The 14,850-nt window shown below is 71.3% G+C and carries 15 protein-coding genes; 1 reads left to right on the top strand and 14 read right to left on the bottom strand.

All coding sequences use genetic code 11. The annotated features are described in order from the left end of the window. Positions 1 to 11 precede the first annotated feature (11 nt). From QMC84_RS07600 to QMC84_RS07580, 5 genes are all read right to left on the bottom strand, one after another. Positions 12 to 1,835: an MFS transporter gene (locus QMC84_RS07600; protein WP_300373469.1), complete on the bottom strand. Its 1,824-nt coding sequence runs from the start codon at positions 1,833 to 1,835 to the stop codon at positions 12 to 14. Then, on the bottom strand, positions 1,832 to 2,899 hold the full coding sequence (locus QMC84_RS07595; RefSeq protein WP_300373467.1) for a phosphatase PAP2 family protein: 1,068 nt from the start codon (positions 2,897 to 2,899) through the stop codon (positions 1,832 to 1,834). Before QMC84_RS07595 ends, QMC84_RS07600 begins: the two co-directional genes overlap by 4 nt. 243 nt (positions 2,900 to 3,142) lie before the next feature. Next, positions 3,143 to 3,271 (bottom strand): hypothetical protein, encoded by a 129-nt coding sequence (locus QMC84_RS07590; RefSeq protein WP_300373465.1) that lies wholly within the window; start codon positions 3,269 to 3,271, stop codon positions 3,143 to 3,145. Between the two features lie 97 nt (positions 3,272 to 3,368). After that, entirely contained in the window at positions 3,369 to 5,438 is a 2,070-nt protein-coding gene (locus tag QMC84_RS07585; RefSeq protein WP_300373463.1) for a protein meaA, read from the bottom strand. A gap of 66 nt (positions 5,439 to 5,504) precedes the next feature. Then, positions 5,505 to 5,813: an STAS domain-containing protein gene (locus QMC84_RS07580; RefSeq protein WP_300373461.1), complete on the bottom strand. Its 309-nt coding sequence runs from the start codon at positions 5,811 to 5,813 to the stop codon at positions 5,505 to 5,507. 227 nt (positions 5,814 to 6,040) lie between these two features. Here QMC84_RS07580 and QMC84_RS07575 point away from each other — a divergent pair, with 227 nt between their 5' ends. Continuing rightward, the gene (locus QMC84_RS07575; RefSeq protein ID WP_300373459.1) at positions 6,041 to 6,616 is read left to right on the top strand and encodes a cob(I)yrinic acid a,c-diamide adenosyltransferase; all 576 of its coding nucleotides are present in this window, start codon (positions 6,041 to 6,043) and stop codon (positions 6,614 to 6,616) included. 30 nt (positions 6,617 to 6,646) lie between these two features. On the opposite strand, the gene QMC84_RS07570 is transcribed toward QMC84_RS07575, so the two are convergent. The 9 genes from QMC84_RS07570 to atpE all read right to left on the bottom strand — a co-directional run bounded on the left by QMC84_RS07570 (position 6,647) and on the right by atpE (position 14,769). After that, positions 6,647 to 7,813 carry an MFS transporter gene (locus QMC84_RS07570; protein ID WP_300373457.1) on the bottom strand — a complete coding sequence of 389 codons (1,167 nt, stop codon included), beginning with the start codon at positions 7,811 to 7,813 and terminating at the stop codon, positions 6,647 to 6,649. 302 nt (positions 7,814 to 8,115) lie between these two features. Continuing rightward, positions 8,116 to 8,565, bottom strand: coding sequence for a DUF2550 domain-containing protein (locus QMC84_RS07565; RefSeq protein WP_300373455.1), 450 nt, complete (start codon positions 8,563 to 8,565; stop codon positions 8,116 to 8,118). A gap of 80 nt (positions 8,566 to 8,645) precedes the next feature. Next, on the bottom strand, positions 8,646 to 9,047 hold the full coding sequence (locus QMC84_RS07560; RefSeq protein WP_300373453.1) for a F0F1 ATP synthase subunit epsilon: 402 nt from the start codon (positions 9,045 to 9,047) through the stop codon (positions 8,646 to 8,648). A gap of 1 nt (position 9,048) precedes the next feature. Continuing rightward, a complete protein-coding gene (atpD, locus tag QMC84_RS07555) occupies positions 9,049 to 10,503 on the bottom strand; it encodes a F0F1 ATP synthase subunit beta (RefSeq protein ID WP_300373451.1) in 1,455 nt (484 codons plus the stop codon). Between the two features lie 4 nt (positions 10,504 to 10,507). Then, positions 10,508 to 11,419, bottom strand: a complete 912-nt coding sequence (locus QMC84_RS07550; RefSeq protein ID WP_300373449.1) for a F0F1 ATP synthase subunit gamma — start codon at positions 11,417 to 11,419, stop codon at positions 10,508 to 10,510. A 6-nt stretch (positions 11,420 to 11,425) separates the two neighbouring features. Next, positions 11,426 to 13,069, bottom strand: a complete 1,644-nt coding sequence (atpA, locus tag QMC84_RS07545; protein WP_300373447.1) for a F0F1 ATP synthase subunit alpha — start codon at positions 13,067 to 13,069, stop codon at positions 11,426 to 11,428. A 54-nt stretch (positions 13,070 to 13,123) separates the two neighbouring features. Continuing rightward, entirely contained in the window at positions 13,124 to 13,951 is an 828-nt protein-coding gene (locus QMC84_RS07540) for a F0F1 ATP synthase subunit delta (protein WP_300373445.1), read from the bottom strand. Beyond that, a complete protein-coding gene (locus QMC84_RS07535; RefSeq protein ID WP_300373443.1) occupies positions 13,951 to 14,520 on the bottom strand; it encodes a F0F1 ATP synthase subunit B in 570 nt (189 codons plus the stop codon). The genes QMC84_RS07540 and QMC84_RS07535 overlap by 1 nt, the downstream gene beginning before the upstream one ends. A 39-nt stretch (positions 14,521 to 14,559) precedes the next feature. Beyond that, on the bottom strand, positions 14,560 to 14,769 hold the full coding sequence (gene atpE, locus QMC84_RS07530) for an ATP synthase F0 subunit C (RefSeq protein WP_011755218.1): 210 nt from the start codon (positions 14,767 to 14,769) through the stop codon (positions 14,560 to 14,562). Positions 14,770 to 14,850 lie beyond the last annotated feature (81 nt).

Genomic DNA, 14,850 nt, shown 5'->3' with positions numbered 1-14,850 from the left:
GGCACCCAGGGCTACGGGCAGGAGGTGCCACGAGGCAGCTTGTACGGCGCGGAGATCCGATAGGTGCCGGCCCGCGGCGCGTGCAGCACCAGCCAGTTGGGCCGGTGCGGGTGCGCATCGGCCGCGGGGTCGACGGAGTCCAGGCCGGACAGGCATGCGTCGGCCGCGAACCACTGGGCGACCGAGGACCCGGCGGCGGGTGGCGTCGGGTCGACGTCGACCAGGCTCAACCACGGCGAGTCGGCGATCCGGACCACGACGTCGCCCGCGTGCGGGGTGTACAGCGTCAGGTGCGCCGCGTCGAAGGAGAGGATCCTCGCCGGCGGGTCGACCAGCGGCGTGGCCCGGCGGACGGCGTAGAGCGTCCATTGCTCGTCCGACCACACCGGTTCGAGGTAGGACAGCCCACCCGTGATCAGCTCGGTCTCGGCGACGGCTGCGTCGTCGGGCTCCGCGGCGGAGAGCACGACGTACTGCACCGCCCACCGGTGCAGCCAACGCCGGTACGCGTCCGCGGTCAGCGGCCGGTCGCGGTAGAAGATCGGGTTGCGCTCCGCGTCGGCCTGGCGGTTCCATCCGCGGGCCAGGGGGACGTGCGGCGCGAACACCGCGGCCTCGCGGTGGCTGCGGGTCGGGACGACCTCGACCCGGCCCCGGTCGGCGTGGCGCTGCTGGAGCTCGGTCAGGATCGGGGCCACCTCCGGGCCCCAGGATGTCTGCCCACTGGCGCTGACCACGTCGCGGGCCGCGGTCGCGACCTGCCACACCGAGGACGTCAGGACGGCCAGGATGAGGAACCCCCGGGCCACCCGCAGGCCGTGGCGCCGAGCGATCGTCGAGCTCCGCCACCCACCGCCGGCCGCGGCGCTGACCAGCACCACGCCACCGAACAGCAGCCCGAGCCGGGAGATGTTCGTGCCGATCGGCGACGGGACGAGCCACACGAGCAGGACAGCCGGGGCGTAGATCGCGGCGGCCAGGCGCACGGTCGGCCACCGCTCGGGCACCGTGAGCGCCACCGCGCCGCCGATCAGCACGGGCAGGATCGTGGAGTACCACGGCATCGGCTGGGTCCCGGAGAACGGGAACAGGAGCGCCGACAGCAGCACGACGACGACCGGCGTCACCCCGAGGGCGTACGCCGCGGGGCGGTGCCGGCGGAGCCAGAGGGTCGCCGCGACGAGGCCGAGGAACAGCCCGGCGACCGGGCTCGCAGCGGTCGCCAGCCCGGCCGCGAGGGCGACCGCGGCGCCTCGTGCCGGTCCGAGGGCCAGCTCCTCCGCGGCCGCCTGGGACCTCCGGCTGGGCCAGCCGAGCAACAGGGAGATCGCCGCCAGCGCGAAGAGGGTGCCGAGCGCGAAGGTCACCCGGCCGGAGATGGCGTTCCCGACGAGCGCCAGCGCGGCGTACCCGGCCACGAGCATCGCTCGGGCGTCGGTGCGACCGTGGCGGCCGACGAGTATCCACGCCAGCAGCCCGGCCGACAGCGTCCCGGCCACCACGAGCGTGGGCCGGACGCCGACCGCGGCCATCAGGTACGGCGAGATGACGCTGTAGGACACCGGGTGCATGCCGCCGTACCACGACAGGTTGTAGGCGCTGCCGGGGTACAGCCGCGCGAACTCCGCCCAGGCGTCCTGGGCGGCGAGGTCACCGCCGCCGGTCGCGACGATCCGCCACCAGAGGACCTGCAGCGTCGCGGACAGGAGCATCGCCACCGTCACGGGCGAGCGCAGGGAGCACCGCACCTGCGGCGGCATCGACGGGCGCCAGCCGCTGGCGACCTCGCCGATGGCTGCGGCCTCGACCGTGACGGAGCGGGTGACCGTGCTCATGTCGACGCCACGGCGTCCTGGCCAGCATCGGAGCTGTCCGCGATGTCCGCGGCCGAGCGCTCTCCACGCCCGACCGGGTCGACCATCAGCCGGCCGAGCGTGAACGCGGTGAGGGCGAGCAGCACACCGGCGATGTCATCGACGACGAAGTGCCAGCCGAAGTACACCGTGGCGACCATCGTCGCTGCGAGGTAGACGGTCAGTGCGTGCGCGATGCGCCGCCACCCGTAGTAGCGGGTGACGAGCAGCACCGTGCAGGTGAACGCGACGTGGAGGCTCGCGAACGCCGAGATGCTCACGAACGCGTCGCCCGCGTGCGGATCGGCGAGGAAGTGGGCGCGTTCAGCGAGGTACTTGACCTGGGTCGCCGTGATCGCGGTCGCCCGCAGGCCGGCGAACTCCTCGGGCGCCGACGCGAACGGGCCGAGGGACGGGACGAGGTAGTAGGACGCGACACCGAGGATCCACACCCACAGGGCGGAGCACAGCATCACGTAGGCCTCGCGGACCCGGGGCAGCACCGCGAGGGTGCCGACGACCGACAGGGGCACCAGGTAGGTGAACGACCGGTAGACGACCGCGAGGATCACGGCGGCCTGGCCCTCTCCGAGCAGGCCGTGGAGGAGCACCGCGGGACTGTGGCCGAGAAGGAACCAGCGCTCCACCGCGAGGAGGTCCGAGTCGAGGGGGGTGTTGAGCGCGTCCCAACTCTTCAGGTTGCGGTAGGAGATGTAGACGACGTGGTAGGCCAGCAGTCCCGACAACGCCAGCAGCAGCCGCTGCGGCGTCCAACGGCGGCGCAGGTGACGACCGGCGGCCCGCCACGACCACCGCACCGGACCCGTTCGCAGGCCCCTCAGCAGCGCGTCGGCGAGGGCGAACACGGCCAGCAGCATGAGCGCCGTGCCGAGCCGGCCGCGGAACATCGCACCGCCGGGGTCCCGGAACGGAATCCCGAGGTGCTCGGACCGGAGGACGGCCACGGACGCGAACATGATCGTGAGCGCCCACATCCACGCCGTCAATCGCAGCGCGTCGCGTCCGGAGACCTCTGCGGCGGCCACCGCACCCACCTGCCTTCACGACTCGCTCGAACGCGGACCGACGATCCGCCTGCACTGACTCGGGGACCGCGAGCACCACGCAGCGTACCGAAGGCCGGTCGTGACCGCGTCCCCACCGGCCACCACCGGCCCGAGTGGTGGCCGGTGCTCCTCTGCTCCGGCCCGGCCCGGCGGGGCGTGGTCGAGCCGACCTCGGCCCCGCGCTGCTCGCGGGCGACGTACTCCTCGATGTCCTCGATGTCGTCACGGTTGCGGGTGGTGACCGCGAGCAAGTCGCTCGACCTGCTCCTCGATGAACGACTGCAGGAACTGCTCGGAGGCGAAGGCGTTGACCGGCGCGTCGACGGCCCGGGCGTGGAAGAACGCCGCCACCGCGGCATCGTCAGCGCGTCCTCGTGGACCGCGCAGGCGAGGTCCCGGTGGTGCGCGGGCCGGCTCGGTGCCGATCGGAACGTCGAGCTGAGGGTAGCTAGCCTTCATCCAGGTCGTTCGCGGCGCGGATCACGTCGACGATCCCGCCCATGATCCCGGTCAGGCCGAAGTCCTTGGGCGTGAAGACCGCGGCGACGCCGAGCTCGCGCAGGCGACGGCCGTCCGACTCGGGGATGATGCCACCGACGACGACCGGCACGTCGCCCATCCCGGCCTCGCGCAGCCCGTCGAGCACGGTCGGGACCAGCTCCATGTGCGATCCGGAGAGGATCGACAGGCCGACGCAGTGGACGTCCTCGGCCACGGCCGCCGCGACGATCTGCTCGGGGGTCAGCCGGATGCCCTGGTAGACGACCTCGAAGCCCGCATCGCGAGCGCGCACGGCGATCTGCTCGGCCCCGTTGGAGTGGCCGTCGAGGCCGGGCTTGCCGACCAGCAGCCGCAGTCGTCCGCCCAGCTCCTCGCCGGTCGCGCGCACCCGGTCCCGCACGGCGGCGAGCTCCGCGCCCGCCGAGCCCACATCGGACACGATGCCGACCGCGCCGCTGACGCCCGTCGGCCCGCGGTACTCGCCGAAGACCTCCCGCAGCGTGGCGGACCACTCCCCCGTGGTCGCGCCCGCCCGGGCGGCCACCAGGGTTGGACCCATCAGGTTGGTGCCGGTCTTGGCCGCCTCCGCCAGCCGGGCGAGCGCCGCGGCGACCTCGTCCTCGTCGCGCTGCGCCTTCCAGTCGTCGACGCTGGCGATCGCGGCCCTCTCGGCGTCGGGGTCCGCCGTCATGATGGCGGTGTCGAGGTCGGCGGTCAGCGGCGAGGGCTCGGTCGTCTCGAACTTGTTGACGCCGACGATGACCTCCTCGCCGGACTCGATCCGCGCGCGGCGCGCGGCGTGCGAGGAGACCAGCTCCTGCTTCATGTACTCGACCGCGGCGATCGCGCCGCCCATCGCCTGGACCTTGTCGATCTCGGCGCGGGCACCCTCGACCAGCTCGGCGACCTTGGCCTCGATGACGTGCGAGCCGTCGAAGATGTCGTCGTACTCGAGCAGGTCGGACTCGAACGCGAGCACCTGCTGGAGCCTGAGCGACCACTGCTGGTCCCAGGGACGCGGGAGGCCGAGCGCCTCGTTCCATGCCGGCAGCTGGACCGCGCGGGCGCGGGCGTCCTTGGACAGCGTCACGCCGAGCATCTCGAGCACGATCCGCTGGACGTTGTTCTCGGGTTGGGCCTCGGTGAGGCCGAGCGAGTTGACCTGCACGCCGTACCGGAACCGCCGCATCTTCGGGTCCTCGACGCCGTACCGCTCCCGGGTGATCTCGTCCCAGAGCCGGCCGAAGGCCCGCATCTTGCAGGTCTCCTCGACGAACCGGACCCCGGCGTTGACGAAGAACGAGATCCGGCCGACCACCCGGCCGAAGTCCGCCTCGTCGACCTGGCCGGCGTTCTTGACCGCGTCCAGGACGGCGATCGCGGTGCACAGCGCGTAGGCCAGCTCCTGCGTGGGGGTCGCGCCGGCCTCCTGCAGGTGGTAGCTGCAGATGTTGATCGGGTTCCACTTCGGGATCTGGTGGACCGTGTAGGAGATGACGTCGGCGATCAGGCGCATGGAGTGCTCGGGCGGGAACGCGTAGGTCCCGCGCGAGAGGTACTCCTTGATGATGTCGTTCTGGGTGGTGCCGGCGAGCTCGGCGGCGACCTCCTCCGGCGCGAGGTCGGGGTTCTGCTCCTCCGCGACCACCTGATACATCGCGAGCAGCCACATCGCGGTGGCGTTGATCGTCATCGAGGTGTTCATCCGGGTGAGCGGGATGTCCTCGAACAGCCGGCGCATCTCGCCGAGGTGCGGCACCGGGACGCCGACCTTCCCGACCTCGCCGCGCGCGAGCGGCGAGTCCGGGTCGTAGCCGGTCTGCGTCGGCAGGTCGAAGGCGACCGAGAGCCCGGTCTGGCCCTTCGCGAGGTTGGTGCGGTAGAGCGCGTTGGAGGCGGCTGCGGTGGAGTGCCCGGCGTAGGTCCGCATCACCCAGGGCCGGTCCTTCGCAGGCCGGTCCGTCGGGGCAGCGTCCTGCGGAGCCCGATCCGTCGCGGTGCCGTCCGTCTCAGTCATGGGTCCGAGGGTAGGACGCGGTCTACCGCTTGGTAACCGCCCGCGCGTGTGGGTTATCCGACACGCTCAGGCCGAGACCGCGACCCGCTCGACCTCCAGCACGCGGATCAGGCGGGACAGGTGGAGCATCCGGCGTACGGCGGGGCCGCACCCGCGCAGGGTGAGGTGGTGGCCCTCGCGGCCGGCCTGGCGGGTCGCGACGGCGAGCACCTTCAGGGCGGTCATGTCGATGGTGGTCACGTCGGTGAGGTCGACGACGATGTCCTCGTCGCGGCCCTCGATGAGCTCGTAGAGCGCGTTGCGGGCCTCCCACGTGCTGCGCACGTCGAAGTCACCGCTGAGCAGAAGTATCGGACCGTCGGTGGTGATGTCCATGCCGTGTGCCCCGTCCTCCGGGATCCAGAGAAACCCCGGGTCGCTCCATCAGTCCTGGCCTCGATGGTGTGCTTGTCACTCACTATGACGCCCGTGACGGCGTCGAGGTTGCGTCCGCGGCCCGGATAGTTTCCGCCGTGTCGCGTCCGCTCCCTCGACGGAGGTGTACCCCGGTGTGATCGGGGTCATGCACCCGCACCCCCCGGGCGCCGCCCTAGGATCGGAGGATGGTCAACCTCACCCGGATCTACACCCGCACCGGCGACGGCGGGCGCACCCGACTCGGCGACATGAGCAGCACGACGAAGACCGACCTGCGGCTGGCGGCGTACGCCGACGTCGACGAGGCGAACGCCCAGATCGGCCTCGCGCTGGCGCAGGGCGCGCTGGACGACGACGTCGCGGCGGTGCTGACCCGGGTGCAGAACGACCTGTTCGACGTGGGCGCCGACTTCTGCACCCCGGTCGTCGAGGATCCCGAGTTCCCGCCGCTGCGCATCGAGCAGGCGTACGTCGACCGGCTCGAGGCGTGGTGCGACCACTACAACGAGTACCTCTCCAAACTGCGGTCCTTCATCCTCAACGGGGGCACCTCCGGTGCCGCGCTGCTGCATGTGGCCCGCACCGTCGTGCGGCGTGCGGAGCGCTCGGCCTGGGCGGCGTACGAGGTGCACGGCGAGACGATGAACGTGCTGGCGATCACCTACCTGAACCGGCTCTCGGACCTGCTGTTCATCCTCGCCCGGCACGCCAACCGGGCGAACGGCGACGTGCTCTGGGTGCCGGGCGGCGAGCGCGACTGAGCGCGGCCGCCCCGCGCCCTGCTCGAGGGGTCAGGCCGGCTGCTCGCGGCGGGCCGGCTGCCGGGTGGCGAGCACGGCGACCGCCGCCGGGCCCATCAGCACCGCGATCGTGAGCAGCGAGTGCAGGGTGCCGACGTGGTCGCCGAGCCAGCCCAGGAACGGTGGACCGGTGAGGAACGCGGCGTAGCCGATCGTCGAGACCACACTGACCCGGGCAGCGGCACGCACCGGGTCGTCGGCGGCCACGCTCATGCCGACCGGGAAGCCCAGCGAGGCGCCCAGGCCCCACAGCAGGATCCCGACGACGACCAGCGGGGCCCAGTGGCCGTAGACCACGAGCAGCACGCCGGTCAGCGCGGTCGCAGAGCTCGCCCAGAGCACCGGGGCGCGGCCGAACCGGTCCAGCGCGGTCGAGCCGACCAGCCGCCCGGCGGTCATCGCGGTGACGAACAGCGAGAAGCCGGCGACGCCGACCCAGTGCTCGGTGTCGTACCCGTCGACCAGCGCGAGCGCGAGCCAGTCGTTCGCGCTGCCCTCGGTCAGCGCGAACGCGAGCACCATCACGCCGATCGCGAGCGTGCGCGGCTCCAGCCAGGCCGAGCGCGCCGGCGCCGCGACCACCTCCTCGGGCGGGGGTGGCAGGAAGTACCGGGCGGCGACCAGCACGGCGCCGAAGGAGAGCAGCACGACGGCGGTGACGTGAACCTCCAGCGGCACGTGCCCGGCGGCCATCGGCACGCCCAGGGCGGAGCCGGCGATGGTGCCGAAGCTGAACCCGGCGTGGAAGCGGGGCATCACGGTGCGTCCGAGGTGCCGCTCGACGGCCGCGCCGTCGACGTTCATCGCGACGTCCCAGACGCCGGTGCCGACGCCGTAGAGGAAGAGGCCGACCGCGGCGGCCGGCATCGTCTCCCAGACACCGATGGCGACCGTGGCCAGCGTGAGCCCGACCGCGCACGACGCGGCGCCCAGCCGGACGGCGCCGGCCGGGCCGACCCGCTGGATGAGGCGCCCGGCGGAGGGCAACGCCAGGACCGAGCCGGCCGAGATCGCCAGGAGCAGCAGCCCGAGCCGGCCGTTGCTGAGGTCCAGGGTGCTGCGGATGTCGGGGACCCTCGAGACGAAGGAGGCGAAGCAGAACCCGTTGAGGATGAAGACGACCGCGACGGCGTTGCGGGCGGGGAGGACGGCGGGCACGGGACCAGCCAACCGGATCGGGCGGCGGCGCTCCAAACCGGGGACTTGACCGGTCCAGGGAGCACGGCCGGCGGGCGCGGTCGGTAGTCGTACGCCGCTCGCTGCTCGCGGATCCAGGCCGCGACCAGCGGTACCTGCCACGCCGAGTCGGCGCATCTTGCCCGCCCCAGCCCGCCGAGTCGGCGCATCTTGCCCGCCCCAGCCCGCCGAGTCGGCGCATCTTGCCCGCTCCCGGGGGACAACCCGGGCAAGACGCGCCGACTCGGCCCGTTCTCGCGGGCATGTTGCGCCGACTCGGCGGGTCAGTTGCGGCCGCGGGTCCAGTCGGTGCCGGGCGGGCCGGCCTCCAGCCAGGACTGGAAGCCCATCAGCGAGGCGGGCGACATCGCGAGCTCGACCAGCCCGTCGGGGGTGGTGCAGGAGATCACCACGTGGTCGGGGTAGAGCGACATCTGCTCGGCGCCCTCGGGGGCGCGCCGGCCGGTGAACGCCAGCCGGGAGCGCAGCAACACCCGCTTGGGACGCGGCCACAGCGAGAAGTAGCGGAACCACTCCAGCGACTCACCGGAGTAGCGGCCCAGCCCGAGAAGCCAACCGCGCCCGGCCCTCGTGGACCGGACGCGGTAGCTGAGCTCGAACGTACCGCCGTGCCGAGACAGCAGGCGGCGGCGGAGGACCAGGCCGAGGCCGTAGAGCAGGACGAAGCCGAGCAGCACACCGGCTGCGTCCAGCAGCCACTGCCATACCGGCATCCATCCCCCTTCATCAGACCACGTGCACCCCAGGGGTGCTCACCCTAGCGGGAGGTGCGACGCGACCGACCCGGGGTCGCTCACGACGCGCGTTCGACCGCCCGGATCCGTGCCTCGGCGCGGCGCAGCCGGCGCTCCGCCTCGTCGTTGGCGCCGATCAGGCCCCGTGCCTCCTCCAGCTCGACCCGGGCCTCGTCGACGTCGATCTCCTCGGGCAGCAGGGCCCGCTGGGAGAGCACCGACACCCGGTCGTTCGCCACGGAGAGGAAGCCGCCGTCGACCGCCGCGACCACGACGCCGCCTTCGGCCGACGAGATCTCGACGACCGCGTCGGTCAGCACCGACAGCAGCGGCGCGTGACCGCGCAGCACACCGACGTCACCCTCGGTCGTCCGCGCGATCACCATCTCCGCCTCGCCGGACCACACGGTCCGGTCGGCGGCGACGAGCTCGACGTGGAGGTGCTCCCCGGATTCGGCCATGTCAGAGGCTCTTCTGGATCGCGGCCCACTTCTGCTCGACGTCGTCCAGACCGCCGCACATGAAGAAGGCCTGCTCGGCCACGTGGTCGTACTCGCCGTCGGCGATCTTGTTGAACCCCTCGATCGTCTCCGACACCGAGACCGTCGAGCCCTCGATGCCGGTGAACTGCTTGGCGACGTAGGTGTTCTGGGACAGGAAGCGCTGGATCCGGCGGGCCCGGGACACGATGATCTTGTCCTCTTCGGAGAGCTCGTCGACACCGAGGATCGCGATGATGTCCTGGAGCTCCTTGTTGCGCTGCAGGATCTGCTTGATCCGGATCGCGCAGTCGTAGTGCGCCTGGCCGATGTATTGCGGGTCGAGGATCCGCGACGTCGAGGTCAGCGGGTCCACGGCCGGGTAGATGCCGAGCGAGGCGATCTCACGCGAGAGCTCGGTGGTCGCGTCCAGGTGGGCGAACGTCGTGGCCGGCGCCGGGTCGGTGTAGTCGTCGGCCGGCACGTAGATCGCCTGCATCGAGGTGATCGAGTGACCACGGGTCGAGGTGATCCGCTCCTGGAGCGTGCCCATCTCGTCGGCGAGGTTCGGCTGGTAGCCCACCGCGGAGGGCATCCGGCCGAGCAGTGTCGACACCTCCGAGCCCGCCTGGGTGAACCGGAAGATGTTGTCGATGAACAGGAGCACGTCCTGGCCCTGCACGTCGCGGAAGTACTCCGCCATCGTCAGCGCGGAGAGCGCGACCCGGAGGCGGGTGCCCGGCGGCTCGTCCATCTGACCGAACACGAGGGCGGTCTGGCCGATGACCCCGGCCTCCTCCATCTCGACGATCAAGTCGTTGCCCTCACGGGTGCGCTCGCCGACGCCGGCGAACACCGACACTCCGCCGTGGTCCTTGGCGACCCGGGCGATCATCTCCTGGATCAGCACGGTCTTGCCGACCCCGGCGCCGCCGAACAGGCCGATCTTGCCGCCCTGCACGTACGGCGTGAGCAGGTCGATGACCTTGATGCCGGTCTCGAACATCTGGGTCTTGGACTCCAGCTGGTCGAACGCGGGCGCCTTGCGGTGGATGCCCCACCGCTCGGTGGGCTCGAAGGTCTCACCCTCCTTGAGGTTGAGCACCTCGCCGAGGGTGTTGAACACCTTGCCGAGGGTCGCGTCGCCGACCGGCACCGTGATCGGACCACCGGTGTCGGTGACCTGGGCGCCGCGGACCAGGCCGTCGGTCGGCTGCAGCGAGATCGCGCGGACCATGCCGTCGCCGATGTGCTGGGCGACCTCGAGCGAGAGCGTCTTCGTCTCGCCGCTCAGCGTGAGCTCGCACTCGAGCTTGTTGTAGATCTCCGGCATCGAGTCCACCGGGAACTCGACGTCGACGACCGGGCCGATGACCCGGGCGATGCGACCGACGCCAGCGGAGCCGGTCTCCTGGGTCTCTTCGATCGTTGCAGTCATGTCTTCACTCACTCCCGGCTTGTGCGTCGGCGAGCGCGTTGACGCCACCGACGATCTCGCTGATTTCCTGGGTAATACCGGCCTGTCGGGCCTGGTTGGCGATCCGTGTGTACTTCTTGATCAGCTCGTCCGCGTTGTCGGTCGCCGACTTCATGGCCTTCTGGCGGGCGGCGAGCTCGGAGGCCGCTGCCTGCAGGAAGGCGAAGAAGATGCGGCTCTGGACGTACTGCGGCAGCAGGCTGTCCAGCACCGCCTCGGGGGACGGCTCGAACTCGTAGAGCGGCAGCACGTCGTCGCTCGACGGCCGCTCCTCTCCCTCGACGACCTCCAGGGGCAGCAGCCGCACGGCCGTGGGCTCCTGCAGCAGCATCGAGCGGAACCGGGTGTACACGACGTGGACCTCGTCCACGGCGTGCTCCCCCTCCTCGTCGAGGAACGCGTCGATCAGGGTGGTGCCGACCTCGAGTGCGGCGTCGTAGGACGGCTGGTCCGAGAACCCGGTCCACGAGCGGACGACCGGCCGGTTGCGGAACCGGTGGTACGCCTCGCCCTTGCGGCCGCACAGGTAGACGTCGATGGTCTTGCCCTCGCCGCGCAGCTTCTCGGCGAGCCGCTCGGCCTCCTTGAGCACGCTCGAGGAGTACGCACCGGCCAGACCCCGGTCACTGGTCACGATGAGCATCGCGACCCGCTGGGAGTTCTCCGGCTCACGGGTGAGCGGGTGGTCGACGTTGGAGTACGTCGCCACCGCCGACACGGCTCGGGTCAGCTCGCGAGCGTAGGGCGCGGCCGACTGGGCCCGCTGCTGCGCCTTGATGATGCGAGACGCGGCGATGAGCTCCATGGCACGCGTGATCTTCTTCATCGACTCCGTCGACTTGATCCGCGCGCGGTACTCGCGCAGCGATACGGCCATCAGTCGTCACCCACGCTTCTGCCGGACGATCTGCTCCTGCTCGACGTCCTCGTCCGCCAGCGCCTCGGCCTCGGGCTCGTGACCCACCTTGATCGAGCCACCCTCGGAGGTCTCGAACTGGTCGAGGAAGGAGTCGTAGGCGTCCGCGAGCGACGACGCGGTGTCGTCCTCGAACTTCAGCGTCTCCCGGATCGTCGAGAGGATCCCGTCGTGCGAGCGGCGCAGGAAGTCGAGGAACTCGCGCTCGAACCGCAGCACGTCCTCGGTCGGGACCTTGTCGAGCCGGCCGCTGGTGCCCAGCCACAGCGAGACCGTCATCTCCTCGACCGGGTACGGCGAGTACGCGGGCTGCTTGAGCAGCGCCATCAGGCGCTGACCGCGGTCCAGCTGCTGGCGGGAGGCCGCGTCGAGATCGGAGGCGAACATCGCGAACGCCTCCATCGCGCGGAACTGCGCCAGGTCGACCTTGAGCGAGCCGGTGACCGCCTTCATCGCCTTCGTCATCGCCGAGCCGCCCACGCGGGAGACCGACACGCCGACGTCGATCGCCGGGCGCTGGTTGGCCGCGAACAGGTCGGACTGCAGGAAGATCTGGCCGTCGGTGATCGAGATGACGTTGGTCGGGATGTAGGCCGACACGTCGTTGGCCTTGGTCTCGATGATCGGCAGGCCGGTCATCGAACCCGCGCCCAGGTCGTCGGAGAGCTTCGCGCACCGCTCCAGCAGCCGGCTGTGCAGGTAGAAGACGTCACCCGGGTAGGCCTCACGGCCCGGCGGGCGGCGCAGCAGCAGCGACACGGCGCGGTAGGCCTCGGCCTGCTTGGTCAGGTCGTCGAAGATGATCAGCACGTGCTTGCCGTCGTACATCCAGTGCTGGCCGATGGCCGAGCCGGTGTACGGCGCGAGGTACTTGAAGCCCGCGCTGTCCGAGGCCGGCGAGGCCACGATCGTGGTGTACTCCAGCGCGCCGGCCTCCTCGAGGGCGCCACGCACCGAGGCGATCGTCGAGCCCTTCTGGCCGATCGCGACGTAGATGCAGCGCACCTGCTTCGCCGGGTCGCCCGACTCCCAGTTCTGCTTCTGGTTGATGATCGTGTCGATCGCGATCGTGGTCTTGCCGGTCGCGCGGTCGCCGATGATCAGCTGGCGCTGGCCGCGGCCGATCGGGGTCAACGCGTCGATGGCCTTGATCCCGGTCGCCATCGGCTCGTGCACCGACTTGCGGTGCATCACGGACGGCGCCTGGAGCTCGAGCGCGCGCCGGGCCTCCGCCTCGATCTCGCCGAGGCCGTCGATCGGCTTGCCCAGCGGGTCGACCACGCGGCCGAGGAATTTGTCGCCGACGGGGACCGAGAGGATCTCGCCGGTACGCCGGACGGTCTGGCCCTCCTCGATGCCCGCGAAGTCACCGAGGATGACGACACCGATCTCGCGGGTGTCGAGGTTGAGCGCGAGGCCCATGGTGCCGTCCTCGAACTCCAGCAGCTCGTTGGCCATGGCCGACGGGAGACCGGCCACCCGCGCGATGCCGTCACCGGCCTGGGCGACGGTGCCGACCTCCTCCTTGCTGGCGGCGTCGGGCTGGTACTCCGAGACGAACCGCTGCAGCGCGTCGCGGATCTCGTCGGGCCGGATCGAAAGCTCCGTCATTTGTCTGTCCCTACTCTCCTGGGCTCTCGTGATGTGGTCTGGGTGCTGACCGGCTCAGCCGGCCAGTCTCCGTCGTGCGTCGTCCAGGCGGGACACGACGGTGCCGTCGATGACGTCGTCGCCGACCTCGACCCGCATGCCGCCCAGCAGGCTCGGGTCCACCTCGATGTTGAGGTGCACCGGGCGGCCGTACTGAGTGCTCAGTGCCTGCGCCAGGCGGGTCCGCTCCGCCTCGGTGAGCTCACGGGCGACGCGCACGAGCGCGACCCCCTCGCCCTGGGTCGCCGCGGCGACCTTCTGGTACTCGGTGATCGCCGCGTGGAACGAGCGGAACGACCCGGCGAGGGCCTGCTCGACGAGCGCGACGGTGGCGGGCAGCGCCCGCTGGGCCAGCAGCCCGCGCAGCAGCTCGCGCTTGTCGTCGGTCGAGCGCACCGGGTCCGAGAGCGCGATGCGCAGGTCGGCGTTCTCCTCGACGACCTGCGCGACGACGAACAGCTCGTCGGAGAGCCGCACGGACTCCCGACGTCCCGCCGAGCGCACCGCCGCGACCACACCGAGGTGCTCGACCGCGTCGGCGAGGTCCCGGGCAGCGACCCAGCGCAGGCCGGCGGCCTGGGCGAGCAGGTCCACGGCGGGCGCGCCGAGCTTGTCGTCGAGCAGCCCGTGGACGAGCGAGGCCTTCGCCTGGGCGGGCGTCGACGCATCGGTCACCGCCCGTCGCAGGGCGGCCTCGGAGCGCAGCAGCGCGGCCGCCCGGAAGAGGTCGTCGGCGAGCGCCGCGAACTCCTCGAGGGTGTACCGGTCGCCGTCGACCTGCTCACCGAGCGCCTGGAGCGCCTCGGCGGAGGAGCCGCGCAGCGAGCTGAGCTGCTGGACCATCAGTTCTCCCCGCCACCCGCGGCCTGAGAGGCCTCGATGGTCTCGAGGTCGGCGAGGAACCGCTCGACGACCCGGGCGGAGCGGTCGTCGTCCTCGAGGCTCTCACCGACGATCCGACCGGCGAGGCTGGTCGCCAGCGTGCCGACCTCGGCCCGCAGCGACGTGACCGCCTGCTGGCGCTCAGCCTCGATCTGCGTCTTGCCGTGCTCGAGGATCCGGGCGGCGTCGGCCTGGGCCTGCTCCCGCATCTCGGCGATGATCTGCGCGCCCTGCTCGCGAGCCTCCTCGCGGATCCGAGCCGCCTCGTGCCGCGCCTCGGACAGCTGCTGCTCGAGGTCGGCCAGCTTGGCGTCAGCCTCGGCCTGCTTGGTCTCGGCCGCGGCCAGGCCGCCCTCGATCGCCTGGGTGCGCTCGGTGTAGATCTGCTCGAACCTCGGCGTCACGAACTTCCAGACGGCGAGGAGGAGCAGGCCGAACACCACGAGCGAGAGGACGATCTCGATCGCGTGCGGGAGGAGCGGGTTGAGCTCCTCCGCCTTCGCCAACGGTGCGGCGAGCAGTGCTTGCATGGCAGGTCCTTCCGGGTCCTACGTCGGTCGTCGGACCGGTCAGAGAACGAACGCGAGCGCGATACCGATGATGGCGAGCGCCTCGGCGAGCGCGAAGCCCAGGATGGCGATCGCCTGCAGGCGGCTCTGGGCCTCCGGCTGGCGCGCGACGCCGCTGATGTAGGCGGCGAAGATCAGACCGATGCCGACACCGGGGCCGATGGCGGCCAGGCCGTAGCCGATCATGTTGGCGGAGCCTTCGATAGCCATAGGGATCACGGCTAGTTTCCTTTCGGGTTACTTGCTACTTCGAGGTGAGGTGGAGATCTGGGGCGGGACTCTGGGGCGGGA

The organism is Nocardioides sp., assembly GCF_030019515.1.
In the GTDB taxonomy this organism is placed as follows: domain Bacteria; phylum Actinomycetota; class Actinomycetes; order Propionibacteriales; family Nocardioidaceae; genus Nocardioides.
The sequence above is the reverse complement of the archived record's forward strand: the minus strand, read 5'-3'. Positions and strand labels throughout refer to the sequence as shown.